Source organism: Actinomadura pelletieri DSM 43383, assembly GCF_003634705.1.
GTDB classification, from domain to species: domain Bacteria; phylum Actinomycetota; class Actinomycetes; order Streptosporangiales; family Streptosporangiaceae; genus Spirillospora; species Spirillospora pelletieri.
The window spans coordinates 562,963-588,594 of sequence record NZ_RBWU01000001.1 but is presented as its reverse complement, the minus strand read 5'-3'; the positions used below and the strand labels follow the sequence as shown (position 1 = coordinate 588,594).

Here is a 25,632-nt window from a genome sequence, read left to right as displayed (position 1 = left end):
GTCAGTGGTGGCAGGTGGTGGGGACTTCGGTGGGGCGGCGGTGTTCCAGGGCGTCGCGTAGTTGGGCGCGGCCGCGGTGGATGCGGGAGCGGACGGTGCCGAGTTTGACGTTCAGGGACGCGGCGATCTCCTCGTAGCTGAGGCCCTCGATGTCGCACAGGACGACGGCGGCCCGGTATTCGGGGGCGAGGCCGTCCAGGGCGCGTTGGATGTCGGCGTCCAGGAGGCGGTCGTCGTAGGCCTGGGCCGGGGACGGTTCGCGGCCCTGGAGGCGTTCGGCGGCGTCGTCGGCGAGGGCGTCGAAGCGGATGCGCTGCTTGCGGCGGGCGCGGTCGAGGAACAGGCTCGTGGTGATGCGGTGGAGCCAGCCTTCGAACGTGCCGGGGGTGTAGGACGACAGCGAACGGAAGACCCGGATGAAGACGTCCTGGGTCAGATCTTCGGCGTCGTGCCGGTTGCCGGTCAGCCGGAACGCCAGCCGGAACACCCGTGTGGAGTGTTCGCTGACGATCTCCTCCCAGGTCGGCGGGGTCCACGCCATAGCGCCTGCGCTCACCACTACCCCCGTCTGATACAGAATCGTTACTGCCAAGCATGCCGGTACCCGGATAAGAGCCGTGTAAGGACGGCGGGCGTGGCCGTTCGCGGCCGGGGCGTCGTTCACGTGGTTGTTACGGATAGTTATGGCTTGGGTGCGGAGTGTGGCCTATACCACGCTCGGACGCTTTCTCTGCTGCACGCACCGGTCAAGAAATGATTGGGGCGGTGGGAGCATGGCTTGGGTGCGTACCGGCGATTAACCTGCGCATGAATAGGGATCGGTTGATACCGCTCGCGCGACGGTATCGTCTGCTCTCTGTGGTCGGCCGGGGCGGCATGGGGACCGTCTGGCGGGCCTATGACGAGACGCTGGACCGGGACGTCGCCGTCAAAGAAGTACATCTTCCGGGGCGTGTCACCGAGAGTGAACGCAAGGTGATGTGTCGGCGTCTGCTGGCTGAAGCGCGGGCCACGGCGGCGTTGAAACATCCCGGGGTCGTCGCCGTCCACGATCTGCTCATCGAGCAGGGGCGTCCGTGGATCGTCATGGAGTTTCTGGAGGCGTGCTCGCTGCACCGGCTCGTCACCGAGGACGGTCCGCTGGGCGTGCGAAGGACGGCGGAGATCGGCGCGGCCGTCCTGTCGGTGCTGCGGGCGTCGCACGCCGTGGGAATCCTGCATCGTGACGTCAAGCCCAGCAATGTGCTCATCTGTAATGACGGACGGGTGCTCCTGACAGACTTCGGGCTGGCCGTGCACATCGACAATGGGCGTGAGTTCGTCGACACGATGCCCGCGGGGATTGAGGGTTCTCCCGCATATCTGCCGCCTGAACGGGTGAACGGGCAGCCGGGCGTGGAGGCGTCCGACCTCTGGTCGCTGGGCGCGACGCTTTACACGGCCGTGGAGGGTTTCTCGCCGTTCCTGCGCTGCCACGCGTTGGCGTCGATGGTGGCGGTGCTGATGGGCGACTACGCGCGTCCGGTGCGGGCGGGGCCGCTGACGCCGGTCATCGAGGGGTTGTTGCGGGCCCGGCCGGAAGATCGGCTGACGGCCGAGGCCACCGCCGAGCTTTTGCAGGACGTCCTTGGGACCGTTCCGAAACCGGGTGCCACGCGGGCGACGCTGCCGAAGACCCGCCGGGTGTCACGGAGCGTGGTGCGGACGCGGGTGTTCCGGGGGCCGCGCGTTCCGTGGACGTTGCCGCCGCGGCCACGGGTGTCGTGCGGGGCGCGACGGCCGGTGGGGCGGCGGGTGCGGCCCGGCGCCGTCCTCGGGGTGGTGGCGCTCGCCGCGGTCGCGGCCGGAACCGGTACGTGGACGGCCCGCTGGACGTCCATCGGCAAGGGCGACGCCGTGGCGTTGCGTCCGGCGGCGGGGGTGACGGCCAAGACGACGAGATACCGGGAGGCCGGCGCGTACTCGGTGCGCGTGCCCGTGGGCTGGCAGGCGGAGCGGCGCGGGGCCGTGATGCGCTGGAGGGACCTGCGCACGGGCCGGGGGCTGCGCATCTCCCCGGCGGCCGGAGATCCCCTGGACGGTCTGCTCGCCGAGGAGCGGGCGGCCGTCGCCGACGGCCGCTATCCCGGATACCGGCGGCTGCGGCTCGAAGCCGTGCCCGAGGTCATCGCCGGTGCCGCCGAGTGGGAGTTCACCTGGCGGGACGCCGCCCATGGGAACAGCACCAGACATGTGCTGTGCAGCCGGGCGGCCGGTTACGAGTTCTGTTTCCACGCGCCCGATCGGGAGTGGACGCCCGGCCAGCGCCTCTATGACAGGATCCTGAAATCGTTCCGTCCCGAGGGGACGCCTTAGGTCGTCTGCTGGAGGCGGAGCAGGAACTCGGCGTTGGACGAGGTGCCTTTCATCTTCTCCAGAAGCTGCTCGACGGCCTGCTGCCTCTCCAGCCCCTGGAGGGCGCGGCGCAGACGCCAGGAGAGTTCGAGTTCCTCCCGCGTCATGAGCAGCTCGTCGCGGCGCGTCCCGGACGCCTCGATGTCGACGGCGGGGAACACGCGGCGGTCGGCGAGGCCCCGGTCGAGCTTCAGCTCCATGTTGCCGGTGCCCTTGTACTCCTCGAAGAAGACGTCGTCCATGCGGGACCCCGTCTCCACCAGCGCGGTCGCGAGGATGGTGAGCGAGCCGCCGTTCTCGATGTTGCGGGCGGCGCCGAAGAACTTCTTCGGCGGGTAGATCGCGGTGGTCGCGACACCGCCCGCGAGGATACGGCTGCTGGACGGCGCCGCGAGGTTGTAGGCGCGACCCAGCCGGGTGATCGAGTCGAGCAGCATGACGACGTCGTGGCCCTGCTCGACCAGGCGCTTGGCGCGTTCGACGGCCAGTTCGGCGAGTTCGGTGTGGTCGGCGGCGGGACGGTCGAACGTCGAGTGGATGACCTCGCCGCGGACGGTCCGCTGGATGTCGGTGACCTCTTCCGGCCGCTCGTCGATGAGCACGACCATGAGGTGCACTTCGGGGTTGTTCTGCGCGATCGCGTTCGCGAGGGCCTGGAGCATCATCGTCTTGCCGACCTTCGGCGGCGACACGATGAGGCCGCGCTGGCCCTTGCCGATCGGCGCGATCAGGTCGATGACGCGGGTGGCGAGCGGGCCGGTGTCGAGGCGAAGCCGCTCGTCCGGGAACAGCGGGGTCAGCTGCGCGAACGCGGGACGGTCCGCGGCCTCCTCGGGCGGCACACCGTTCACGGTGTCGACGCGGGCGAGGGCCGAGAACTTCTCCCGGTTGGACTTCGGCGGACGGGCCGTCCCCGCGACGGCGTCGCCCGGACGCAGATTCGCGGCCTTGACCTGGGCGAGCGACACGTACACGTCGTTCGGCCCGGACTGGTAGCCGGAGGTGCGCACGAACGCGTGCTTGTCTTGGACGGCGAGGATGCCGTGGAACGGGACGGTCGGCGTCTCCTCGACGGGGCGCCGTGCCTGCCGGCCGCCCCTGCGCGCGCCGGACGCGGACACACTGTGCGCCGCCTGAACCTTGCGGCCGGGCGCCGTGCGGCCCGCGACCTGTTCCGTGGTGGGGCGTTCGGTGGCGAGTGTGGAAGTGGACATGCGGGTCCCTTCTCAGGCCGTTGCGGAACGTTCCGCGTGGCCCGCGGTCGAAATCCGCGTACAGCGGCGGATTCCGCGGCTCGTACGCGAGTGGAAAGAAAGAAAAGCAGCTCGGTTCACCGGGCTGAAGTCGGCTCCCTTGGACGGTGGCTCGGGACGCCCGTCGCGCGCCCGAACCGGGGAAGTCACCGGGCTCTCAGATGACCCGGGGCGGGGAAGAAACGCCCTCACCGCGAGGCGCGGAATACGAAGACGCTGCCTTGACAGTACAGCACTCCAGGGCGGTTTCGCATTCCCCGAGGTCAGTGAGAGTTTCTTGGCGCCGGTTACGATGAGCGGCGTCCGAGCAGAGGAGGATCATGGCCGGGGCGCCGGACGGGCGGCTGCGCGTACGGGTCGAAGACGGTGTCGGCACGGTCGTGATCGATCGTCCGGCCAAGCTCAACGCCATGTCGGCGGCCATGTGGCGGGCACTGCCCGGCATCCTGGACGATCTGGCGGCCGATCCCGCCGTGCGGGTCGTGGTGCTGACGGGCGCGGGCGGAAACTTCTGCGCGGGCGCCGACATCGCCGAGCTGGACGACATCCACCGCCCCGACGACTCGCACCTGTCGGTGGCCGCGGAACGGGCGCTCGCCGCCTTCCCGAAACCGACGCTCGCGGCCATCGAGGGCTACTGCGTCGGCGGCGGCTGCCAGCTCGCCGCGGCGTGCGATCTACGGTTCGCGGCCGACGATGCCGTGTTCGGCGTCACCCCGGCGAAACTCGGTCTCGTCTACCCGACGACGGCGACGGCCCGGCTCGTCGGCCTGGTGGGGCCGTCCACCGCGAAGTACCTGCTCTACTCGGCTGACCTGATCGGCGCCGACCACGCCCTCCGCGTCGGCCTCCTCGACGAGATCGTCCCCGCGAAGGACCTCCACACGCGGGTCACCGAGTTCACCGCGACACTCGCGTCAAGATCCCTGCTCACCCAACAGGCGACAAAGGACATCGTCGACGCCATCGTCACCTCGGCCGACGTAACGGAAAAGGCCCGCCACTGGACGGCCGAGGCCGCCGCAAGCCCCGAGGCCGAGGAGGGCATCACCGCCTTCCTCACCGGCCGCCCACCCGTCTTCACGTGGACGTCTCCAGCCCGCTGAGAACCCGGAGACGCCGGTAGCCGCGCCGCAGGACGTGGCGGGGACGGCATGTCGCTGGACGGCCGAGGCCGCCGCAAGCCCCGAGGCCGAGGAGGGCATCACCGCCTTCCTCACCGGCCGCCCACCCGTCTTCACGTGGACGTCTCCAGCCCGCTGAGAACCCGGAGACGCCGGTAGCCGCGCCGCAGGACGTGGCGGGGACGGCACGTCGCTGGACGGCCGAGGCCGCCGCGAGCAGCCGAAGGCGAGGAAGGCGTCGCCGCGATTCCTGCCCGTCGGCCGCCTGTGTTCACGTGGACGTCTCCGAGCCGGTGAGGGTGTGGAAGCGGGTTTCGGGGAGGAGGTGTAGGCGGCGGAGGGCGGCGGGTGGGTTGTCCAGGAGGGCGGCGGTTTCGGGGCGGAGGAGGTCCGCGAGGGGTAGGACGCCGTACGCCGTTGATTCTGGGGTTCGGACGAGTAGGAGCGGCCCGATCTGCGCCGTGCCCCATTCGGCGTCGCGGAGGGCGCGTTCGAGGTCCTGGAGTGGTTCCGTGTCCTTGGTGCCGTCGCGGGAGACTCGTACGAGTTCGATGAAGTCTCGTTCCAGGCCGCGTGGGCTGCGGCCCGACAGGTAGTAGCGATCCAGGTCGGTCAGCTCGACCCGGAGGCCGTGGTGTTCGGCGAAGCGCTCGTACGCGCCGGCGACCGGGGGGCGTGCCTCCGGTGGCTCCACGCGTAGTGTTCCGGCGACGATGTCCACGGGGTCGGCGCCGAGGGACGCGGCCACGGCCTGGTCGAGGCGGCGGGCCAGGTGGGTGCGCAGTCCGGCGACGTCGGCGGCCAGGCGTTCGGCCGCCTCGCGCTGCCGGTGGAGCTTGTCGTTGACGTCCGGCACCATCCGGTCGTTGATCTGTGTGATCAGAGATCGGATCCTGGCGTCGGCCTCGCCGAGCGCCTCCCGGTCGCGGTCCTGTTCCTGGGTCAGCCGGTCGAGCCGTTCCGCCTGTGACCTGCGGACGCTTTCCAGCTCGTCCCGGGTTCCGCGCAGCGCGCGGAGCTGGGTGCGGATATCGGCGATCTCGGGCGCGGCCGGAATCCGCTTGCGCTCGAACGCCAGATAGAGCTCCCGGCCGGCGATCGCCAGGCAGAGCAGGACAAGAATCACCGTCATCGCGCCCCTCCTGAATAGGGCCATCTCGCGAGAGCAAACTATGCCACCCCCCGCGACATGTGACAGATCAAGTATTGGCGACAAGTCCGAACCTGGAGGGTCTGCCGTGCGTCTCAACAAGCAGTACGGAAGATCATCATGGGCCGCGGGAACGGCGGAAGGAAACCGGTGGCCGCCGATTCGTCGGCGGTCCGGTCGGGGGGAGACACGGGCGCGGCGCAGCCACGGCGCCGCGCCCGTGTGCGTGCCCGTGTGCGTGCCGGGCGTCAGCGGTTCAGATAGGCCAGGACGGCCAGGACGCGGCGGTTGTCGTCGCCGGTCACGGGCAGGTCCAGCTTGGTGAAGATGTTCGCGGTGTGCTTGGTCACGGCCCGTTCGGTGACGACGAGCCGGTCCGCGATGGCCGCGTTCGACCGTCCCTGCGCCATCAGCTCCAGGACCTCCGTCTCGCGCGGTGTCAGGCGGCTCAGCGGCGTGTCGCGGGTGTTGCTGGCGACGAGCCGGGAGATCACCTCGGGGTCCATCGCGGTGCCGCCGGCGGCGACCCGGCGGACCGCGTCCACGAACTGCGCGGCGTCGAACACCCGGTCCTTCAGCAGGTAGCCGATGCCGCCGCTGCCGTCGGCGAGCAGCTCCCGCGCGTACAGCTGCTCGACGTACTGCGACAGCACCAGAATCGGCATTCCCGGCACCTGGCGGCGCGCTTCCAGCGCGGCCTGCAACCCCTCGTCGGTGAAGGACGGCGGCAGACGCACATCGACCACCGCCACGTCAGGGCGGTGGTCGAGGAGCGCCTTCAGGAGCGAGGGGCCGTTGTCGACGGCGGCCGCGATCTCGAAGTCATGCGTCTCCAGCAGGCTGACCAGGCCCGCTCTCAGGAGGGCGAGGTCTTCGGCGATGACAACGCGCACGGCAGCTCCATGGTCACGATCGTCGGGCCGCCCACCGGCGAGCTGAGGGCGAGGACGCCGTCGAATGTACCGATCCGTCGCTCGATGCCGCGCAGGCCCGTACCGTTCGTCATCGTGGCGCCGCCGCGACCGTCGTCGGTGACGGTGATCCGCAGCATTCCGCCCTCGTGTCGCAGGTCGATCCAGACACGGGACGCGCCGGAGTGCTTGGCGGCGTTCGTGAGAAGCTCCGACACCGCGAAGTAGGCGGCCGACTCCACCGGCGGTTCCGGCCGGGCCGGAAGGTCGGATTCGACCTCGACCCGCATGGGGTGGTCGAGCGCGAGGGCCTTGATCGCGTCGGCGATGCCGCGGTCGGCGAGCACCGGCGGGTGGATGCCGCGGACGAGGTCGCGCAGCTCGTGCAGGGCCTTCGCGGACGACTCGCGCGTCTCCGCCAGCAGGATCCTCGCCTTCTCCGGGTCCTTGTCGAGCAGGTGCTCGATCGCGCCGAGGCTCATGCCCATCGCGACGAGACGGGCCTGGGCGCCGTCGTGCAGGTCGCGTTCGATGCGGCGCAGTTCGGCGGCGGACGCGTCCACGGCGTCCGACCGGGTCTCGGTCAGGTGCTGGACGCGCAGTGCCAGCTCCGACTTCCGCGTCGGGCCCAGAATGTACCGTCCCCATCGCCCGTACACGTTCAGCATCTTCGGGCCGATGAGGTAGCCGATGACGATGCACAGCGTCGCGATCACGACCGTGGACGCGATGCGTCCGGCGTCCCGGGAGTACGACTCGGTGATCGGGATGTAGGCGTACCAGTCGCTACCGCCGTAGTGGCCGATCAATTCGCCCGCGAAGGTCGCGACGGCGAAGCCCCAGATGCCGTACAGGATCAGCAGGCCCGGCAGCGCCGCCGTGAACACCGTCACGCACGGATCGACGACCACCCACAGGTAGTCACGCCACGTCGCCGGGTCCTTGATGAGTGAGATGAACCGTTTGAGCATGCCCTGGAGGCCGGGCTCGATCTCCTCTTCGGGTAGGTACGGCCGTTGGATCTTGGCGTCGGTCCACCGGTTGATCCTGCTCCGGTACGCGTCGAGCTGGGTGCGCAGCAGCATCGTCGCGGACGGGAACAGCAGCACCCCGACCAGACTCGTGATCATCGAGACGACGGTGATGAACCACAGCCCGACGAGCGTCGCCGGGATGCCGAGCAGCCATAGCGCGAGCCCTCGCCAGGGCGCCCTGATGTGCCGCTGTAGTCGTGTCTCTTCCATCGGTGTCTCTTTCGCCCGTGTCACCGACACGGGTCCGCCGCTCACCAAGTTGCCGTCCACCGGTTCCTCCGCAGGTCGCTTGCCCGATGACGTCCAGTCTTCTGGCGCGCGGCCGCACACACAGTGTGCCCGGAACCCGAAGTGGGGGTGTAGCTGGCTACACCCGGACGGTGTCGGCGTCGCCTGGGCTCGGTGGGCACCGGTGTTTCCGGACGGGCCTTTTTCACGGGCCATCATGGACGGTTGACAAATTTGGCACCGAACGATTCCTGCTACCGTTCCAGGTCTGAGCCGTTGTCAATTGCAGTCAGATTTTCAAGATCGATTGGACGGTTTTGCATCGGACGATGCCGCCCTGCCATGTTCGATAGTTGTTTTCCAAGGTAAGAGGTCGGTATAACAAAATCTGATGGGGTTCTGGCATTGCCTACTTGGTCCACGGCATCCGATGATGGGTTCTGCATTCGCCGGTCCGGTTCCGCGGAATCGAGCCCGGTAATGCGACGCCGGCGCCAAGCGTGATCACACTGCTTTCACCATCAGCCACCCAGAGGAAGTGCGTCATGAAGGCTCGTAAGTTCGCCCTGTCCACGCTCGGTGTCGGCGCCGCCGCCCTCGGCCTGTACGGCCTTGGCATCGGCCCCGCGCTCGCGGACGAGGACAAGCCCAAGCCGCCGCCGATCACCTGTTCCCTCGACAGCAAGGTCGGCCCGTTCGTGGCGGCGACCTGCATGGGCGCCGGTGCCGTGCAGCTCACGGTCCTGTGCCCGGAGGACCACTACACGGACTCCACCATCAACGCGTTCAAGGGCCGCTCGACACTGCTCGACAACCGTTGCGAGGACGGCCCGACCTTCGCGGCTCTCACGCTCTTCGACATGAGCAAGCGCCAGGCGGGCGAGACGCTGGTGCCCATGCAGAGGGTGGCGTGACCGTTAGATACGGCTAATGCCGCAGCGCCGTCCCGTGAACTGCGACACGGGACGGCGTTCCCTTTTGTTCCGGCCCGTTCAGAGGGTGACGAACGTCAGCCCGCGCTTCTTCAGCTTGGGAATGACGGACTCCAGAGCCGCGACGGTCTGGGAACGGTCTCCGCCGCCGTCATGGCAGAGCAGGATGTCACCGTCATCGCATTCCAGCAGCCCCCTGCGGATGCTGCCGGTCCCCGGCCGGGCCCAGTCGCGGGGGTCGACGGCCCAGTCGATCGGCAGCATGCCGTGCTCGGCGGTCAGCTCCAGGACGGTGTCCGACCAGGCGCCGCCCGGTGACCGGAAGAACCGCGGGACGATGCCGGTCGTGTCGGCGATCCGGTCGTGCGCGTCGACGATCTCCTGGCGGACCCGCTTGGTCGACAGGTCGGCGATGTCGATCGGATGGGTCTCGGTGTGGTTGCAGATCTGGTGACCGGCGTCGGCGATGCGGCGGGTCAGCGCCGGGTACTCCTTCACCTGCTCGCCGATGATGAAGAACGTCGCGCGCACGTTCTCCTCGGCGAGGAGATCGAGGACCCGCGGCGTCCACTCCGGGTGCGGGCCGTCGTCGATGGTGAGCGCGATCGACTTCGGCGGCGGCGGGGGCGCCAGCGTCGTGAGATACCGGACGGGCGTCTCCGACGCGGTGAGCTGCCCCGGCGTCCAGGACGCGGGACGCGGCGTCGGCGTGGGCGTCGGGGTCGGCGTCGGTTTGATGACCGGCCGCGCGCGCACGGTGGGTTCCGTCGGAGCCGGGGAACGGTCGCCGGGACGGACATCGTCGGCCGCCAGCCCGGTGAGGCCCAACGCGGCCGCTCCCATCAGGAAGAGCGCTCTGCGGCGAGATGGCGGGGAGGGCGCCGCACCGCCCACATCAACCTCCACAACTCTCACGGTATCGAGGTTTTACGGGGGAGGAGGACGCTATGGGATCTTCATCTCATTTGCCGGACGGTTACCCCGCACATGAAGTGGGGGCGGAGGCCGGTGATCTCCGGACGGTCGCACAGCCCGTGGCCGTTCCGTCACGGTTCGGCGTGGCCGCAGTCGGCGGAGACGGCGGAGACGGTACGGAGCAGATCGGGCAGCAGGGCGAGGACCTCGTCCCGGTTCAGCAGCACCTCCGGCACCGAGATGGAGACGGCGGCGATGACGCGTCCGGTGGCGTCCCGGACGGGTGCGGCGACGCAACGGATGAACGTCTCGTGTTCGGCGTCGTCGAGCGCGTAACCCTGCTCGGCGACGCGGGTCAGCTCGTCCAGGAGCGCGGCCGGGCCGTCGATGGTGTGCTCGGTGAACCGGGTGTACTCGATCTCGGCGGCGGCGCGGCGGCGGCGCGGCTCGGGCAGATCGGCGAGCAGGACCTTCGCGATCGCGGTGGCGTGCAGCGGCATGCTCAGCCCGACCCGCGAGTACATCCGGATCGCATGCTGCGAGTCGTACTTGTCCAGGTAGATCACGTTTCCGCCCTCGTAGACGCCGAGGTGGACGGTCTGCCCGGTCTCGTCGTTCAGCCGGGCGAGATGCGGGGCGGCGATGTCGCGGATGCCGCGCCGTTCCAGCGCCGCGCCCGCCAGCGCGAACAGGCGGGATCCGAGATGGAAGCGGTGGTCGGAGTCGCGGTGGACGAAACGTTCGCCCTCCATGGTGCGCAGCAGCCGCAACACGGTCGTCTTGTGCACGCCGACCTTCGCGGCCAGTTCGTCCAGCGTGTGCGGCCCCTCACCCAGCTCGCCGAGGATGGTGAGCGCGCGGCCGAGGCTCTGGCTCATCCGACTCCTCTGACTCCCGGATCGTTGACCGGCACCCGCACACGGTGCTACAACCACAATAGCACGAAGCGCAATTTATATTGCATATTGCGCAACTCTGGAGGTCGTGATGGTCGCGAGCATCGACGCCGGGGCGGTCGATGCCCTTGGTGACGAGCGGCTCGACTGGCGCTTCAAGGCGATCCCGGCGTCCCTGCACGGGATGACGGTCGCCGAGGTGCGCCGCATTCGCCCGTCCCTGGACGCCTTCGGCACCCCGCTGCTGACGCTGGACGCGGGAGCCCTTGACCACAACCTCCGCACCATGGCCCAGTGGGCGGACGCGGCCGGGGTGGCGCTCGCCCCCCACGGAAAGACGACGATGGCCCCGCAGCTCTGGCGGCGGCAGCTCGACGCGGGCGCCTGGGGCATCACCGTCGCGAACCTGCCGCAGCTCCGCGTGGCCCGCGCGTTCGGCGTCCGCCGGATCATGCTCGCCAACGCGCTCCTCGACCCGGCGGGCCTCGCCTGGCTCGCCGCCGAACTGGAACAACACCCCGAGTTCGAGTTCGTGTCCTGGGTCGACTCGGTGCGCTCCGTCGAGCTGATGGACGAGGCGCTCCGCCTCGCCCGCGCCCAGCGCCGCGTCGGCGTGTGCGTCGAGATCGGCGGGCCGCACGGGCGCACCGGCGTCCGCGACGACGGCGACGCCCTCGCCCTCGCGGACGCCGTCCGGGCGGCGTCGACGCTCCGACTCGTGGGCCTCGGCGGATACGAGGGCGCGCTGGCGCACGACGCGTCCGACGAGGGCCGCAGCTCCGTCGACGCCTACCTGCGCCGGATGGCGCACCTGTTCGGGCGGCTCGAGTACGAGACCGACGAGCCGATCGTGACGGCCGGGGGCAGTTCCTTCTTCGACCAGGTCGCCGACGTGCTCGGCGGCCTGGACGGGCAGGTCGTGCTGCGGTCCGGCGCGTACATCGTCCACGACGACGGCTTCTACCGAAAGATCTCACCGTTCTCGCGGGGAGCGACGGGCACGACGCTGCGCTCGGCCATGCACGGCTGGGCGCGCGTCGTGTCCCGGCCCGAACCCGCGCTCGCGCTGCTGGACGCGGGCAAACGCGACCTGCCGTTCGACGAGGGACTTCCCGAACCGCAGCTCATCCGCGGCAAGGGCCCCGAACCGGTCGAGAAGGCGAGCGTCGCCGCCGTCAACGACCAGCACGCGTTCCTCGTCGACTTCCTCGTCGACCCGTCCGTGGAGGTGGGCGACGTGGTCAGGCTCGGCCTGTCCCACCCGTGCACCGCGCTCGACAAGTGGACGCTCCTTCCCGTAGTGGACGACGCCGACGCCGAACGGCCCGTCGTCGTGGACCTCGTCAGGACGTGGTTCTGATGCCCGGCACCGTCATCCGCGGCGCCACCGTCGTGGACGGCACCGGCGCCCCCGGCCGCGTCACCGACGTCGCCGTCGCCGAAGGCCGCATCACCGAAATCGGGCCGGGACTGTCCGGCACGACCACCATCGACGCGGACGGTCTCGTCCTGTCGCCCGGGTTCATCGACATGCACGCCCACTCCGACCTGGCGTTGCTCATCGAACCGGACCATCTCGCCAAGGTCGGCCAGGGCGTGACGACCGAGGTCATCGGGCAGGACGGGCTGTCCTACGCCCCCGTCGACGACACCACCCTCGCCGAGACCCGCCGCGCCATCGCGGGCTGGAACAGCGACCCGCCCGGCTTCGACTGGTCATGGCGCAGCGTCGGCGAGTACCTCGACCGGCTCGACCGGGGCATCGCCGTCAACGCCTGCTACCTCGTCCCGCAGGGCACCGTGCGGATGCTCGCGATGGGCTGGGACGACCGCCCTCCGACGCCCGCCGAAGTCGACCGGCAATGCGAACTCGTCGCGACCGGGATGCGCGAAGGCGCCGTCGGGATGTCCAGCGGCCTCACCTACGTGCCCGGCATGTACGCCGCCGACGAGGAACTGGCCGAGCTGTGCCGCGTCGTCGCGTCCCTCGGCGGCTTCTACGCGCCGCACCACCGCTCGTACGGGGCGGGCGCGCTGGAGGCGTACGCCGAAATGGTCGAACTGTCGCGCCGCACCGGCTGCGCGCTGCACCTCGCGCACGCCACCATGAACTTCGGCGTCAACAAGGGCCGCGCCCCCGAACTGCTGAGCCTCCTCGACGAGGCGATCGCGGACGGCTGCGACATCACCCTCGACACCTACCCGTACCTGCCCGGGTCCACGACCCTCGCCGCGCTGCTGCCGAGCTGGGCGGCGGCGGGCGGCCCGTCCGCGCTGCTCACGCGGCTCACCGACCCCGCCGAACGGGCCCGGATCCGGCACGCGATGGAGATCGAGGGGTCGGACGGCTGCCATGGCGTCCCCGCCGAATGGGACACGATCGAGATCTCCGGCTCCCCGGACCGCGCCGTCGTCGGACGGACCATCGCCGACCTCGCCGCCGCAGCCGGACGTCCCGCGTTCGACGTCTACTGCGAACGGCTCATCGCCGACGATCTCGCCACCACGATCCTCCAGCACGTCGGGCACGAGGAGAACGTCCAGGCGATCATGCGGCATCCGTGCCATACCGGCGGCAGCGACGGGCTCCTCGCCGCCGCGAAACCGCACCCCCGCGCCTGGGGGACGTTCCCGCGCTACCTCGGCCACTACGTCCGCGACCTCGGTGTCCTGACCCTCGAAGAGTGCGTCGCGCACCTCACCGGACGGGCCGCGCGGCGGCTCCGCCTCGAAGACCGCGGGCTGATCCGGCCCGGACACCACGCCGACCTCGTCCTGTTCGACCCCGCGACCGTCCGCGACACCGCCACCTTCGACGATCCGAAACAGCAGCCGGAAGGCATCACCCACGTCCTCGTCGGCGGCACCGCCGTCATCGAGGACGGACGCCATACCGGCGCGCTCCCGGGCCGCTCCCTCCGCCGCACCCCCACCGGAACGACCCGCTGAGCAGGATCCCCACCCCCATCACCGAGAGGGTCCCCCCGCCATGGTCCACTGGCTGCAACACGAGACGGGCGGCCTGCTGACGCTGTGCGCCGCGTCCATCGCGGTCCTGCTGTTCCTCATCATCAAGGTCAAGCTGGAACCGTTCATCGCGCTGCTCGTCTCCGGTCTCGCGCTCGCGCTGGTCGCCGGACTGAGCGTCGAGGAGATCGTCGGCACCGCGCTCAGCTCCAAAGAGTCCGTGCTGGAGAAGGGCTTCGGCGGGCTCCTCGGCCATATCGCGCCGATCGTCGGGCTCGGCACGATCCTCGGGGCGATCCTGGAGCGGTCCGGTGGCGCCGACGTCCTCACCCGCCGCCTGCTGAGCGTCGCGGGCGAACGCGGCGCACCCCTCGCCATGGGCGTCGCCGGACTCATCTTCGGAACCCCCGTCTTCTTTGACGTAGGCATCTTCGTCCTGGCGCCGCTCGTCTACGTCACCGCCAAGCAGGGCGGACGCTCCCTCGTCCTCTACACGATGCCGCTGCTGGCCGGGCTGTCGATGACGCACGCGTTCCTGCCGCCGCACCCCGGCCCGGTCGCCGCCGCCGGGCTCCTCGAAGTCCCGCTCGGCTGGCTCATCATCTTCGGCCTGATCTGCGGCATCCCCGCGTTCCTCGTGGCGGGCGTCGCCTGGGGCGCCTGGATCGGCAAGCGCGTGTTCATCGAGGTGCCCGAGGAGTACATCGTCGCGGAACAGGAGAAGGCCGCCAAGGAGGAGCCGGAGCCGGAACCGTCCCTAGCCCTCGTCGGCTTCATCATCGCGGTGCCGCTAGTCCTGATCCTGCTCGCCACGTTCGGCACCGTCTGGTGGGAGGACAGCCCCGCACTGCCCACGCTCACGTTCCTCGGCAACCCCGTCGTCGCCCTCACCATCGCCGTGCTGCTCGCCATGTACACGCTCGGCATCCGCCGGGGCATATCCACCGCGGAGCTGTCCGATCTGGCCGCCAAAGCGCTCCGCCCCATCGGCATGATCCTGCTGGTCATCGGCGCCGGCGCGTTCTTCGGCGCCGTCATCTCCGCGACCGGGGTCGGCAAGGCCCTCGCCACCACCCTCTCGGACGCGGGCCTGCCGGTGATCCTGCTCGCCTACCTCATCGCCTGCGGTCTGCGCATCGCCCAGGGCTCCGCGACCGTCGCGATCGTCACCACCGGCGGCATCGTCGCACCGCTCGTCCAGGCGGAGAACTACTCCGACCAGCGCATCGCCCTCATCGCCATCGCGATCTCCGCGGGCTCCATCATCGCCTCCCACGTCAATGACGGCGGCTTCTGGATCATCTCCCGCTACTTCAACATGTCGGTACGCGACACCATCAAGACCTGGACGGTCCTAGAAACGATCCTGTCGATCGTAGGCTTCGCCATGGCCGCGTCCCTGAGCGTCTTCATCTAGAAGTCGCCCAACGCCCGAAGATCGGCGCCCCCGCACGAACCTCAATCCGTCTCCGCAACCCCGCAACAACCCGGGCCCCTGCGATCGCGTCCGAAGGCAGGTTCAAGCGAAGCGAGAACCTGATCGCGCAGCGATCCGCTAGGCGAGTCGGAGTGATGCCAGCGATCGCTCGCAGTTCACGACGATGGAGGGCCGCCAGGCCCGAAGGAGGAGTGCACTGCAATAAACACAGCACAACAACCCCAGCCCGTCTCCGCAACCCCGCGACAACCTGGGCCCCTGCGATCGCGTCCGAAGGCAGGTTCAAGCGAAGCGAGAACCTGATCGCGCAGCGATCCGTTAGGCGAGTCGGAGTGATGCCAGCGATCGCCCGCAGTTCACGACGATGGAGGGCCCTCCGGGCCCGAAGGAGGAGTGCACTGCAATAAACACAGCGAGAACCTGATCACGCAGCGAGCCGTAAGGCGAGTCGGAGTGATGCCAGCGATCGCCCGCAGTTCACGACAATGGAGGCCCGCCAGGGCCGAAGGAGGAGTGAAATGCAATTAGGGCAGCAGCCCAGTTCGGCGGGCCTTCGTCACGGCCTCCAGGCGGGTGCGGCTGTCGAGTTTGCGCATGGCGGAGCGGAGGTAGCTTTTGATCGTTGCGGGCATCAGGCCGAGGTGGTCGGCGGTTTCGGCGTTGGTGCGGCCGAGGGCGACGTAGGACAGGACGTCCAGTTCGCGGGGGGACAGGACGGGGCGGGGTGTCGTGGGCGGTTCGGTCAGGCCCGCGGCGGCCAGGCGGAGGGACGCTTCGCGGAGGCGGTCGCGGGTGGCGGCGTCGTCGACCTGTTCGGCGAGGGCGCGTAGTTCCGCGTGGACGGCTCTGACCTCCTCCCAGCGGGCGGTGGTCGTGTCCGGGCGGGAGCGGGCGAGGGCCTCGTCCGCCCGGTCCTGGACGGCCAAGTCCTGTTCGAGGTCGCGGGCGGTTTGGACCGCCGCGCCGATGACGCGGTCGGCGAGGGACAGGGGTTCGCGGAGTGCGCCGTACAGGACGCCGCGGACGCGGCGGCGGACGACGATCGGGACCGCGAGGATCGACAGCAGCCCCTCGCGGGAGACGGGCTTGTCGTAGTCGTGGCTGATGGACGCCGAGTTCGGGTAGTTGCTCACCCACAGGGGGCGGGCCATGGCCATGGCCTTGCCGCCGAGTCCGTTGCCGTGCCGGACGACCAGGCCGTCCAGGGAGTCGGTCGTGGTGCCGACGAGTTCGGTGATGTGCAGCCGGTCGTGCGTGCCGCCGGACACGGCGCCGCCGAACACCACGGGCAGGCCGGTCGCGCGGTGCAGGGCCAGGACGCCCGAGCGCATGGCGCCCGGGTCGTCACGTGTCATTCGGGGGAGTCGGTCGTCCTGCGCGCCCATGCTCCGAGCATGCCCGGCGCGACGGCGTCTCGAAAGCCCCGGATCGTGCTCACTGCTCGATGGCCTCCGAGTCGCCCAGGGCCAGGATGTCGACGGCCTCCGCGCGCATCTGCACCTTGCGGATCTTTCCGGTGACCGTCATCGGGAACTCGTCCACGACATGGACGTATCGCGGGATCTTGAAGTGGGCGAGGCGGCCCTGGCAGAACGCGCGGAGGTCTTCGGCGGTCAGGTCCGGCACTCCGTCGCGGAGGCGGATCCAGGCCATGAGTTCCTCGCCGTACTTCTCGTCGGGGACGCCGATGACCTGCGCGTCGACGATGTCGGGGTGGGTGTAGAGGAACTCCTCGATCTCGCGCGGGTAGATGTTCTCGCCGCCGCGGATCACCATGTCCTTCATGCGGCCGGTGATGGTGATGTATCCGTCGCCGTCCATCACGGCGAGGTCGCCGGTGTGCATCCAGCGGGCCGTGTCGATCGCCTCGGCCGTCCGGTCGGGCTCGTTCCAGTAGCCGAGCATGACCGAGTAGCCGCGGGTGCAGAGTTCGCCGGGCGTGCCATGCGGGACGGTCACCCCGGTCTCCGGGTCGATGATCTTGATTTCTAGGTGGGGGAGGACGGTTCCTACGGTGGAGACGCGCCGGTCGAGGGAGTCGCTCGCCCGGGTCTGGGTCGACACCGGGGACGTTTCCGTCATGCCGTAGCAGATCGCGACCTCGGCCATGCCGAGCCGCTCGATGACCTGCTTCATCACCTCGACGGGGCACGGTGAACCGGCCATGATCCCGGTGCGGAGGCTGGACAGGTCGAGACCGTCCACCGACGGCTCGTTCAGGACGGCGATGAACATCGTCGGCACCCCGTACAGCGACGTGCACTTTTCGGCGGCGACGGCATCCAAGGTCGCCTTCGGGTCGAAGGCGGGCGCCGGGATCACGACGCACGCGCCGTGGCTCGTCGCCGCGAGGTTGCCCATCACCATGCCGAAGCAGTGGTAGAACGGCACGGGCACGCAGACGCGGTCCTCCTCGTCGTAGCCGCACAGTTCACCGACGAAGAAGCCGTTGTTCAGGATGTTGTGGTGGGAGAGCGTCGCGCCCTTCGGGAAACCGGTCGTCCCGGACGTGTACTGGATGTTGATCGGGTCGTCGGCGGTGAGCGTGCGGTCGATGTCGGCCAGGACGGCCGGGTCGCCTGTTCTACCGGCCTCCAGGAGCGCGTCCCAGCCGGGTGTGCCGATGAGGACGACGTCGCGCAGCGCGGGGCATTTCGGTCTGACCTCGTCGATCATCGCCGCGTAGTCGGACGTCTTGAACACGGTCGCCGACACCAGCGTCCGGATGCCCGACTGTCCGAGCACGAACTCCAGTTCGTGGACGCGGTACGCCGGGTTGATGTTGACGAGGATCGCGCCGAGCCTGGCCGTGGCGTACTGCACGAGCATCCACTCGGCGCAGTTCGGCGACCAGATCCCGACCCGGTCGCCCTTGACGACACCGAGGTCGAGGAGGCCGAGCGCGACCGCGTCGACGTCGTCGGCGAACTGCTCGTACGTCCAGCGGCGCCCGGACGCGCGTTCGACGAGCACGTCACGGTCGGGGAAGGCGGCGGCCGTCCTGGCCAGGTTCGCGCCGATGGTGTCGCCGAGCAGCGGGGTCACCGAGGTGCCGGACGCGTACGACCCGGATGCGTGGGTTCGCATCATCGCAGCTCATCCTCCCTGAACTCGCCTTCTGGTCGGTCGTCCGCACCGGGATGCTTGGCGCGTTCGCCGTCCCGCAGTTCGACCCGGCGGATCTTGCCGGAGATCGTCTTCGGTAGTTCGCCGAACTCCAGCCGCCGGACGCGCTTGTACGGCGACAGCTGCGCCCGGCTGTGCTCGAAGATCGCCTTCGCCGTCTCGGCGTTGGGCTCCCATCCGGCGGCGAGGGTCACATACGCCTTCGGGACGGCCGCGCGGACGGGATCGGGCGACGGCACCACCGCGGCCTCCGCCACCGCATCATGCTCGATCAGCACGCTCTCCAGCTCGAACGGCGAGATCTTGTAGTCGGACGCCTTGAACACGTCGTCCGCGCGCCCGACATAGGTGATATATCCGTCCTCGTCGCGGGAGCCGATATCGCCGGTGTGGTAGTAGCCGTCGGCCATCGCCTCCTCGGTGCGCCCGTCGTCGCCGTGGTAGCCGGTCATCAGGCCCAGCGGGCGGTCGTCCAGTTCGAGGCAGATCTCGCCCTCGTCGCCTGGTCGCCCGGTCACCGGGTCGACCAACGCCACCTTGTAGCCGGGGGCGGGTCGTCCCATCGATCCCGGCTTGACCTTCTGTCCGGGTGTGTTGGCGATCTGCACGCTCGTCTCGGTCTGCCCGAACCCGTCCCGGATCGTCCGGCCCCAGGCGGCCTTGACGCGTTCGATCACCTCGGGGTTGAGCGGCTCACCGGCCGCGACGACCTCGCGTGGCGGGTTCGTCAGTCGGCCCAGATCCGACTGGATCAGCATGCGCCACACGGTCGGCGGTGCGCAGAAGCTCGTGATGCCGCACCGTTCGAGGGTGTCGAGCAGCCGGTCGGCGTCGAACCGCGTGTAGTTGAAGACGAAGACGCAGGCCTCCGCGTCCCATGGCGCGAAGATGTTGCTCCACGCGTGCTTGGCCCAGCCCGGCGACGAGATGTTCAGATGGACGTCTCCGGGCCGCAACCCGATCCAGTACATCGTCGACAGGTGCCCGGCCGGGTAGGACGCGTGCGTGTGCTCGACCAACTTCGGTTTCGCCGTCGTACCGGACGTGAAGTACAGCAACAGGGTGTCTTGCGACATCGTGAGGCCGTACGGAGTGAACGACTCCGCCTCCTCGTAGGCGTCGCCGTACCGCACCCACCCGTCCACCGGGGGCCCAACGGCGATCTTCGTGAGGTCTCCCCGCACACCGTCGAACTTCGCGGTGTTGTCCGATCCCACCACCACATGCCGGACCTTGCCGCGCACCAACCGGTCCTGGAGATCCGCCGTACCGAGCAGCGGCGTGCACGGGATCAGCACCGCGCCGATCTTCATCGCCGCCAGCACGGTCTCCCACAACTCGACCTGGTTGCCGAGCATCAGGATGATCCGGTCGCCGCGCCGCACCCCTGACCGCCGCAGCAGGTTCGCCACCTGGTTCGACCGCCGGGACAACTGCGAGAACGAGTACTTCGCCTCGGTGCCGTCGTCCCCCTCGACGATCCACAGCGCGGGCGAGTCATTGCTCTCGGCGATCTTGTCGAACCAGTCCAGCGCCCAGTTGAACCCGGTCAGGACCGGCCAGCGGAACTTCTCGTACGCGGTCGCGTAGTCGTCACGATGCGCGAGCAGGAAGTCGCGCGCCGCACGGAACTCGACTGCGGGCATGGTCTCTCCTCGAAGCCGCACGGACACCCGGTAGGAGGATCGTTCGCCATTCCGAGTGACCCACGCCACCCCCGAACGGGGGTAGTCGAGATCGTCCTACCCACCCTCGCTCCCGGCGGGCGTATCGCGGACGTATCGAAAAACGCATACGCCCTCGTAACGAGCCTGCGACTTGGGTCGGCAGGGACCACGGCGCATCAGCGGTCGGCTCGCCGACCAGGAAAGGATGATCATGGGCTCGGACTCCGTGCGTGGTGTCGACCGGCGACGCCTGTTGGGGTGGGGCGGGTTGGCGGCCGCCGGTGCGGTGGCGGCCGGTGCGCCGCTCGTGGGCGCCTCGCCCGGTAGGACCGGCGTGGCCTTGGCCGACGCCCCCGCGATCCCGCCGGGCACCCGTCCCGGCGGCGCCTACGACCGGTACATCGCGAAGCTGGCCGCCGAGGGCAGGTTCTCCGGCGTCGTGCTGCTGTCGCATCGGGGACGGACGGTGCTGTCACGCGCCTACGGCATGGCCGACGAGGAGCGAAAGATCCGGAACGGCATGAACATCGCGTTCACCCTCAGTTCGGCGGGCAAGCCGTTCCATGCGGTCGCCATCCTGCAACTGGCGCAGCAGGGCAAAGTGCGGCTTTCGGACACGGTCGGCACCTACCTCCAGGGCTACGCCAAGGAGATCGCCGAGAAGGTGACCATCCACCACATGCTGACCGGGACGTCCGGCATGAAGACCCCGGAGGAGGACGTCCAGCGGATCTTCAAGAGCCGGGAGGAGGTGCACGGGTTCTACGAGAAGTGGGCCCGGCAGGCGACGCCGGAGGCCCCGCCCGGCACGTCCAGCAGCCACTCCGGAGCCGAGGTCGCCATCCCCGCGCAGATCATCGAGGCGGTGACCGGCAAGAGCTACTGGGACTACGTCCAGGAGAACATCTTCAACCGCTGCGGAATGACCGGTTCCGGGTTCTACACCAGGCCGCAGTGGCTCACCGACGAGCACATCGCGCACCCGTACATGAAGGTGGCGGACGGCAGCGTGGTGGACGCGGTCCGCAACCTGGACAAGGGCAGCTCGGACCCGTTCGTCCTCGGCAAGAACCCGGGCCGCGCCTTCATTGACGCTCCTGGGGACGGCGGTTTCGCCACCGCCCCGGATCTGGTCAGGTTCGCGCGGGCGCTGGGCGACGGCACACTCCTGGACCGGCACTACGCCGAGCTGCTCACCGGACCGAAGCTCCCCCTCGCTCCCGAGGGAGGCGGCGGCCTGGCGGCCCGGCGCGCCGAGCGGGGCGTACCCGCCGACGCGGGGTTCGGCGCCTACCAGATGCCGGTCAGCCTCGTCGGGGGCCAGTGGGTCTGGGCGCGGGCGGGCGCCAACCCGGGGGTCGGCGCCAACTGGTCCATCTACCCCGACAGCGGCTGGATCGGCGTCATTCTCACCAACCGTGACGGCGCGCCGCTCTGGGAGATCGTCGAGCAGGAGACCCGTGCCATCGTCGGCCAGAGTTGATCACCGCCACCGGGAACCGCCCTCCCGGCCGAAAGCCGGGAGGGCGGGCAGGTGATCGGGGTCAGGAGGTGCCGAACGTGGCCGTTTCCGCGTCGCCGTGCAGGCGACGCAGCCCGGCGTTCTCAAGAACCCGGACGGACGCCGGGTTCGACAGCTCCACCTTCGCCACCACCGACGTGACGCCCGGCGCCGTCAGCGCGTGCGCCACCAGGGCGCGGGACGCCTCGGTGGCGTAACCGCGTCCTCGCCGGGACGCGACGACGCCGTAACCGAACTCGACCGTGGCGTCCACCGGCGGCCAGAACAGACCGACGCTGCCGACGACCAGGCCGGTGGCCCGTTCGACGATCTGGCGCTGGCCGTACTCGCCGAGCGCCGTCCTGTGCTGCTCGGCGATGAAACCCGCGATGACGCGGTCACCTTCGGCGGGGAAGTCGTCGGCCCAGTGGGCCTGCCGGTCGCCGTCGAGGACGGCCTTCACCTCGGCCATGGTCCACGGCCGTAGGGCGAGACGCTCGGTGGTCAGGTCGGGGATGTGTTGCGATGACATTGAAGAACGCTCCTGGTCGTACTGGACGACCGGGCCGCGCTCAAACCCGCGCGACCCGGACGAGGGCATGCTGACGAAGCACGGCACAGGCCATATTCATCAACCTCCTCGTCGCAGCAGCGGAACGTCCGTCGCAGACTATCGCCCCTCGGGACGGAACGGTCAGCCCTTCAGGACGGCGAGCGCCTCGTCCAGGGCCTGGCGGAGGTCCAGGGACGGGTCGTCCGCCCAGCGGAGCATCAGGTCAGGTCGGGCCGGTCAGGATGTGGACGGGATGTAGGGCGGCGCCACGCCCCAGCCCCAGTGCGGCATCGGCGCCTCCAGGGGCGGCTTCGCGTCCGGTTGCGAGTTGGCGAGCGCGATGCGGGTGCCCCACTCGATATAGGACGTGAACGCGGCGCGGAACTCGGGGTCGTCCGGGAGGCCGACCGCGTCGGCGGCGTCCATGAGCAGCGAGACCCAGCGGCGTCGCTGCGGCTCGGTGATGGCCTTGCCGAGATGCTGCCGGACCATGTGGTGGTAGCCGCCGCGCTCCCGGCTGTAGCGCTCCGGCCCGCGGAACACCTCGCCCAACCAGATCGCGACCCACCTCGGGTGATCCGCGGCCATGTGCTCGAACAGGGGGAGGAGGAGGTCGTCCTTCATCACGTTCGCGTAGAAGACCTCGGTGAGCCGTTCGAGGGCCTCACCGCCGCCCGCCCACTCGTACATCGTCGGGACGGACGAGCCCGCGCCGCGCACCGGCGTCCGCTCGTAGTGCCGCATCTCCTCGATCTGCTGGACGTACGGCTTGATCTCGGCGAAGAAGGCCGGGAAGTGCTCGCCGCCGCGAAAGCCCCGCAGGTGGTCGTCGGCGGACGTCCACCCGATGCGCAGGATGTAGGACGTGGGCTCTTCGACGCACCGGGAGAGTTCGTAGTCGACGAACTGCGGCGCGGCGGCCAGGGAGGCGGACGCGCGCGCGTAGGCGGCCTCGAACTCCTCCGTCTCCGCCGGGTCGATGCGATAACGGATGTACTCGACGATCATCGGGCCCCCAGGATGCGCGAAACCGGTCGGGTGATCACTGTAATCCTGTAATCACCCGACCGGTAGCGCGATGATCAGCTCTGGGGTGTGCGGGAGCGGCGTAGCCAGGCGACCGCGCCGACCAGCGCGGCGCCGATGAGCGCGATCAATCCGAGCCACAGCCAGCCCGACGAGCCGCCGTCCGACTCCTCGGTGGCCGAGGCGTTGCTCGGTGAAGGCGCCGGGGCCGCGGGCTGGGCCGACGGGGCCGTGGACGTCCCCGCGCCGGTGGACGAGCCCTCGACCGTGAACGAGTAGCTGCCCGTCACCGGGTGCCCGTCCGCCGACACGACACGCCAGCCCACCGTGTACTTCCCGTTGGCCAGCGTGCCGGTGATCGGCAGAGTGACCTTGTTGTCGACGGCCTCGGCCTTCCCGACCTGGCTCTCCTGCTCGCCGGACGCGCCCGTCAGGATCACACGCGGCAGCCGGATCGAATCCGAGTACGTCAACACGATCTGCTGCGGCGACGCGATCGACGCGTTCTTCTTCGGATCGGAGCTTGTGAGTCTGGTGTGCGCCAGGGCGGGGGTCGCGGTCATCGCCAGGACCGTCCCGACGGCCACGGCTCCGGCCGCGACACGCGTCGCCCCACGCGTCGCCTTACGCTTCGTCTCGCGCGTCATGCCCGGCTCCGCGCGCGGATCAGGCCGTAGCCGCCGAGACCGACGCCGATCACACCGACGGCGAGACCTGCGCCGCCGATCAGCCGCGCCGCCCCGTCATCGGAGGACGCGGTCACCTCGGTCTTGCCCTGGGACACCAGCTTGGTGTTCGTGGTCACGTCTGAGGAACCCTTCGGAAGGAGTTTGAGCACGGGCGCTGGGTGGTCGGGCTCGGCCGCGCCCCCGGCCGGTTGCTGGTCCCACTTGACGACCTCGCCGTTGGAGTACGTCTGGTCGGCCTTGAAGACCAGCTGGTCGGTGTCCGTCGGCAGCGGGCCCATGGAGACGTCGAACTCCTGGAACTGCCCGGACTCGATCTCACCGCCCGACCAGGTGATCTTGGTGACGGCCTCGGTCACCGTGCTGCCGTGCTTCTTGATGGGCGTCGCGAGCTTCGACTTCTCGACCTTCACCGTCCAGCCGGGGACGGGACGGACCGACACCGACGACAACGGATGGTCGCCCGGCAGATGCACCACGAGCTTCGTCGTGGACGCGTTGTCGCGCTCGTTCGGCACACGGAACGCGACCTTGGCGTACGACCCCTGCTCGGCGGTCTTCGGATTGACGGTGACATGCGCGGACGCCGCGGCGGCGAACCCGATCACCGACATTGCGGTCAGCACTGTGACGGCGCCCACTTTACGGGCGGCATGGGGAAAAGAAGGCATGGCGGAAACTCCGTTCGAGTGTACGAAGCGAACCCGGATGCGCCGGTCGTCGGCGTCCGGTGACATACGGCGCTCGCCCTAGGAGCAGGCGGAAACGAGCGCCCTCGAACGCGGTGGGGGACCCCGCCGGACGACCTGATGCCGCAGGGCGCGTCCCGCGGCCCTGACGACGGCCGTCGCCGGTTCCGCGGAGGCGCGCGGCGGGCCCTCCGGGACGTCCATGGTGAGCAGGGCCAGCAGCAGCCGTATCGGACGGTCGGCGGCCCCGGCGATCCGCCGGGCCAGCGACCAGGCGGCCCGCTCGCCGCGCCGCAGCCACCAGGCCGCGACCAGCGCGGCGATGGTGTGCGCGAGCGTCATCGTGCTGGTGCCCGTCGCGTGCGCGATCGGCATCAGCAGGTCGGAGCCCGCCATCGCCGCCGCGGAGACGCCCGGCCGGTGCATGCCCTGGTGGCCGGGCTCGTGCGCGACCGTGACCAGGATCGGATCCGTGGCGCGGGTGAACAGCACGTGCAACGCGAACTGGCCGCCGAGAAGACCGCCCAGGATCGTCGCCAGCGAGCGTTCGTGGCCCGCCAGTATGAGCGTCACGCCCAGCACCCCGGCGAAACCGGTCAGCACCGCCCACATCGGGATCGTCGTCCCCGCCGAGAGGATGTGCCCGGTGGAGGCCAGCGTGACGCACACGGTGGCGAAGACCACCGCGCGTGCGGTTCGAAAGCCCGGCTGCGGGGGACGCGGGGACATGGCGCACCCATCGTCCCACCACTCCCGTGATGCGTATAGACGACCCCGCCAACTTTCCGACACGCCCAACATCTTGGGGTTGTGCAGAGATCGAAAACTACATGTAGGGTCTGAGTCCCGTGCTGGTTCGCCCCCGCCGCTTGTCGGCGGGGGCGTCGTAAGAGGGAACCCGGTGGAAATCCGGGGCTGCCCCGCAGCGGTGAGCGGAAACGACCGCCGTCATCAGGCACTGGGCCGCACGGCCCGGGAAGCGACGGCCAGTAGGACGCCTCGAAGGACGAGGCGATGTCCGCGAGTCCGAAGACCTGCCGCACGGTTGTACGTCCAGGCCTCGCGGGTGGGCCGGGGGCGGAGCGCGGCCTGCCCGGAGTCGGGATCGCCGCGTCCCGTTCGCATGCCGTCCGCGAGGCGGC

At 69.7% G+C, this 25,632-nt stretch carries 21 protein-coding genes, 1 pseudogene and 1 riboswitch; of the genes and pseudogenes, 7 read left to right on the top strand and 15 right to left on the bottom strand.

Annotation, left to right across the window (positions count from 1 at the left end; all coding sequences use genetic code 11):
• Position 1 precedes the first annotated feature (1 nt).
• Positions 2-541, bottom strand: a complete 540-nt coding sequence (gene sigE, locus BZB76_RS02630) for an RNA polymerase sigma factor SigE (protein ID WP_121432678.1) — start codon at positions 539-541, stop codon at positions 2-4.
• Between the two features lie 212 nt (positions 542-753).
• Between sigE and BZB76_RS02625 the strand changes: the two genes are divergently transcribed.
• Positions 754-2,355, top strand: coding sequence for a serine/threonine-protein kinase (locus BZB76_RS02625; protein ID WP_121432677.1), 1,602 nt, complete (start codon positions 754-756; stop codon positions 2,353-2,355).
• On the opposite strand, the pseudogene rho reads toward BZB76_RS02625, so the two are convergent.
• Positions 2,352-3,530 (bottom strand): annotated as a pseudogene (gene rho, locus BZB76_RS02620) (transcription termination factor Rho); the annotation flags it as partial. The gene BZB76_RS02625 and the pseudogene rho overlap by 4 nt on opposite strands.
• A 437-nt stretch (positions 3,531-3,967) precedes the next feature.
• Here rho and BZB76_RS02615 point away from each other — a divergent pair.
• Positions 3,968-4,753, top strand: coding sequence for an enoyl-CoA hydratase/isomerase family protein (locus BZB76_RS02615; RefSeq protein ID WP_121432675.1), 786 nt, complete (start codon positions 3,968-3,970; stop codon positions 4,751-4,753).
• 289 nt (positions 4,754-5,042) lie between these two features.
• Here BZB76_RS02615 and BZB76_RS02610 read toward each other — a convergent pair whose 3' ends face one another.
• The 3 genes from BZB76_RS02610 to BZB76_RS02600 all read right to left on the bottom strand — a co-directional run bounded on the left by BZB76_RS02610 (position 5,043) and on the right by BZB76_RS02600 (position 8,076).
• A complete protein-coding gene (locus tag BZB76_RS02610; protein WP_121432674.1) occupies positions 5,043-5,903 on the bottom strand; it encodes a coiled-coil domain-containing protein in 861 nt (286 codons plus the stop codon).
• Positions 5,904-6,169: 266 nt separating this feature from the next.
• Positions 6,170-6,814, bottom strand: coding sequence for a LuxR C-terminal-related transcriptional regulator (locus BZB76_RS02605; RefSeq protein ID WP_121432673.1), 645 nt, complete (start codon positions 6,812-6,814; stop codon positions 6,170-6,172).
• A complete protein-coding gene (locus BZB76_RS02600; RefSeq protein ID WP_121433402.1) occupies positions 6,778-8,076 on the bottom strand; it encodes a sensor histidine kinase in 1,299 nt (432 codons plus the stop codon). The genes BZB76_RS02605 and BZB76_RS02600 overlap by 37 nt, the downstream gene beginning before the upstream one ends.
• A 563-nt stretch (positions 8,077-8,639) precedes the next feature.
• Here BZB76_RS02600 and BZB76_RS02595 point away from each other — a divergent pair.
• Positions 8,640-9,008 carry a hypothetical protein gene (locus tag BZB76_RS02595; protein WP_121432672.1) on the top strand — a complete coding sequence of 123 codons (369 nt, stop codon included), beginning with the start codon at positions 8,640-8,642 and terminating at the stop codon, positions 9,006-9,008.
• A gap of 78 nt (positions 9,009-9,086) precedes the next feature.
• On the opposite strand, the gene BZB76_RS02590 is transcribed toward BZB76_RS02595, so the two are convergent.
• Positions 9,087-9,932, bottom strand: a complete 846-nt coding sequence (locus BZB76_RS02590; RefSeq protein WP_246006715.1) for a polysaccharide deacetylase family protein — start codon at positions 9,930-9,932, stop codon at positions 9,087-9,089.
• A gap of 140 nt (positions 9,933-10,072) precedes the next feature.
• Positions 10,073-10,819: an IclR family transcriptional regulator gene (locus BZB76_RS02585; protein ID WP_121432670.1), complete on the bottom strand. Its 747-nt coding sequence runs from the start codon at positions 10,817-10,819 to the stop codon at positions 10,073-10,075.
• A gap of 109 nt (positions 10,820-10,928) precedes the next feature.
• On the opposite strand from BZB76_RS02585, the gene BZB76_RS02580 reads away from it, so the two are divergent.
• The 3 genes from BZB76_RS02580 to BZB76_RS02570 are packed head-to-tail and all read left to right on the top strand — an operon-like array spanning position 10,929 to position 15,221.
• A complete protein-coding gene (locus BZB76_RS02580) occupies positions 10,929-12,197 on the top strand; it encodes an amino acid deaminase (protein ID WP_211342791.1) in 1,269 nt (422 codons plus the stop codon).
• On the top strand, positions 12,197-13,786 hold the full coding sequence (locus BZB76_RS02575; protein ID WP_121432668.1) for an N-acyl-D-amino-acid deacylase family protein: 1,590 nt from the start codon (positions 12,197-12,199) through the stop codon (positions 13,784-13,786). Before BZB76_RS02580 ends, BZB76_RS02575 begins: the two co-directional genes overlap by 1 nt.
• A gap of 40 nt (positions 13,787-13,826) precedes the next feature.
• Positions 13,827-15,221, top strand: a complete 1,395-nt coding sequence (locus BZB76_RS02570; protein ID WP_121432667.1) for a GntP family permease — start codon at positions 13,827-13,829, stop codon at positions 15,219-15,221.
• 545 nt (positions 15,222-15,766) lie between these two features.
• Here BZB76_RS02570 and BZB76_RS02565 read toward each other — a convergent pair.
• The 3 genes from BZB76_RS02565 to BZB76_RS02555 all read right to left on the bottom strand — a co-directional run bounded on the left by BZB76_RS02565 (position 15,767) and on the right by BZB76_RS02555 (position 20,014).
• Complete coding sequence (locus BZB76_RS02565) at positions 15,767-16,597, bottom strand: helix-turn-helix transcriptional regulator (protein WP_121432666.1); 831 nt, start codon at positions 16,595-16,597, stop codon at positions 15,767-15,769.
• A 79-nt stretch (positions 16,598-16,676) separates the two neighbouring features.
• Complete coding sequence (locus tag BZB76_RS02560; protein ID WP_121432665.1) at positions 16,677-18,332, bottom strand: AMP-binding protein; 1,656 nt, start codon at positions 18,330-18,332, stop codon at positions 16,677-16,679.
• A complete protein-coding gene (locus BZB76_RS02555) occupies positions 18,329-20,014 on the bottom strand; it encodes an AMP-binding protein (RefSeq protein ID WP_121432664.1) in 1,686 nt (561 codons plus the stop codon). Before BZB76_RS02555 ends, BZB76_RS02560 begins: the two co-directional genes overlap by 4 nt.
• A 232-nt stretch (positions 20,015-20,246) precedes the next feature.
• On the opposite strand from BZB76_RS02555, the gene BZB76_RS02550 reads away from it, so the two are divergent.
• Complete coding sequence (locus tag BZB76_RS02550; RefSeq protein ID WP_121433401.1) at positions 20,247-21,518, top strand: serine hydrolase domain-containing protein; 1,272 nt, start codon at positions 20,247-20,249, stop codon at positions 21,516-21,518.
• Positions 21,519-21,579: 61 nt separating this feature from the next.
• Here the strand turns inward: BZB76_RS02550 and BZB76_RS02545 are convergent, their stop codons facing one another.
• The 5 genes from BZB76_RS02545 to BZB76_RS02525 form a co-directional block, all read right to left on the bottom strand.
• Positions 21,580-22,068, bottom strand: coding sequence for a GNAT family N-acetyltransferase (locus tag BZB76_RS02545; RefSeq protein WP_121432663.1), 489 nt, complete (start codon positions 22,066-22,068; stop codon positions 21,580-21,582).
• Between the two features lie 258 nt (positions 22,069-22,326).
• A complete protein-coding gene (locus BZB76_RS02540) occupies positions 22,327-23,097 on the bottom strand; it encodes a group II truncated hemoglobin (protein WP_121432662.1) in 771 nt (256 codons plus the stop codon).
• 74 nt (positions 23,098-23,171) lie between these two features.
• Positions 23,172-23,762: a copper resistance CopC family protein gene (locus BZB76_RS02535; RefSeq protein WP_246006714.1), complete on the bottom strand. Its 591-nt coding sequence runs from the start codon at positions 23,760-23,762 to the stop codon at positions 23,172-23,174.
• Positions 23,759-24,472 (bottom strand): YcnI family copper-binding membrane protein, encoded by a 714-nt coding sequence (locus tag BZB76_RS02530; RefSeq protein WP_121433399.1) that lies wholly within the window; start codon positions 24,470-24,472, stop codon positions 23,759-23,761. Before BZB76_RS02530 ends, BZB76_RS02535 begins: the two co-directional genes overlap by 4 nt.
• 78 nt (positions 24,473-24,550) lie before the next feature.
• On the bottom strand, positions 24,551-25,219 hold the full coding sequence (locus BZB76_RS02525; RefSeq protein ID WP_147449291.1) for a hypothetical protein: 669 nt from the start codon (positions 25,217-25,219) through the stop codon (positions 24,551-24,553).
• A gap of 105 nt (positions 25,220-25,324) precedes the next feature.
• Positions 25,325-25,546, top strand: a riboswitch (cobalamin riboswitch).
• Positions 25,547-25,632: the final 86 nt, after the last annotated feature.

Coding starts and splice junctions, on each gene's coding strand:
- sigE (WP_121432678.1), bottom strand. CDS start 541: ATGGCGTGGACCCCGCCGACCTGGGAGGAGATCGTCAGCGAACACTCC.
- BZB76_RS02625 (WP_121432677.1), top strand. CDS start 754: ATGATTGGGGCGGTGGGAGCATGGCTTGGGTGCGTACCGGCGATTAAC.
- BZB76_RS02615 (WP_121432675.1), top strand. CDS start 3,968: ATGGCCGGGGCGCCGGACGGGCGGCTGCGCGTACGGGTCGAAGACGGT.
- BZB76_RS02610 (WP_121432674.1), bottom strand. CDS start 5,903: ATGACGGTGATTCTTGTCCTGCTCTGCCTGGCGATCGCCGGCCGGGAG.
- BZB76_RS02600 (WP_121433402.1), bottom strand. CDS start 8,076: ATGGAAGAGACACGACTACAGCGGCACATCAGGGCGCCCTGGCGAGGG.
- BZB76_RS02595 (WP_121432672.1), top strand. CDS start 8,640: ATGAAGGCTCGTAAGTTCGCCCTGTCCACGCTCGGTGTCGGCGCCGCC.
- BZB76_RS02585 (WP_121432670.1), bottom strand. CDS start 10,819: ATGAGCCAGAGCCTCGGCCGCGCGCTCACCATCCTCGGCGAGCTGGGT.
- BZB76_RS02580 (WP_211342791.1), top strand. CDS start 10,929: ATGGTCGCGAGCATCGACGCCGGGGCGGTCGATGCCCTTGGTGACGAG.
- BZB76_RS02575 (WP_121432668.1), top strand. CDS start 12,197: ATGCCCGGCACCGTCATCCGCGGCGCCACCGTCGTGGACGGCACCGGC.
- BZB76_RS02570 (WP_121432667.1), top strand. CDS start 13,827: ATGGTCCACTGGCTGCAACACGAGACGGGCGGCCTGCTGACGCTGTGC.
- BZB76_RS02565 (WP_121432666.1), bottom strand. CDS start 16,597: ATGACACGTGACGACCCGGGCGCCATGCGCTCGGGCGTCCTGGCCCTG.
- BZB76_RS02560 (WP_121432665.1), bottom strand. CDS start 18,332: ATGATGCGAACCCACGCATCCGGGTCGTACGCGTCCGGCACCTCGGTG.
- BZB76_RS02555 (WP_121432664.1), bottom strand. CDS start 20,014: ATGCCCGCAGTCGAGTTCCGTGCGGCGCGCGACTTCCTGCTCGCGCAT.
- BZB76_RS02550 (WP_121433401.1), top strand. CDS start 20,247: ATGGGCTCGGACTCCGTGCGTGGTGTCGACCGGCGACGCCTGTTGGGG.
- BZB76_RS02545 (WP_121432663.1), bottom strand. CDS start 22,068: ATGTCATCGCAACACATCCCCGACCTGACCACCGAGCGTCTCGCCCTA.
- BZB76_RS02540 (WP_121432662.1), bottom strand. CDS start 23,097: ATGATCGTCGAGTACATCCGTTATCGCATCGACCCGGCGGAGACGGAG.
- BZB76_RS02535 (WP_246006714.1), bottom strand. CDS start 23,762: ATGACGCGCGAGACGAAGCGTAAGGCGACGCGTGGGGCGACGCGTGTC.
- BZB76_RS02530 (WP_121433399.1), bottom strand. CDS start 24,472: ATGCCTTCTTTTCCCCATGCCGCCCGTAAAGTGGGCGCCGTCACAGTG.
- BZB76_RS02525 (WP_147449291.1), bottom strand. CDS start 25,219: ATGTCCCCGCGTCCCCCGCAGCCGGGCTTTCGAACCGCACGCGCGGTG.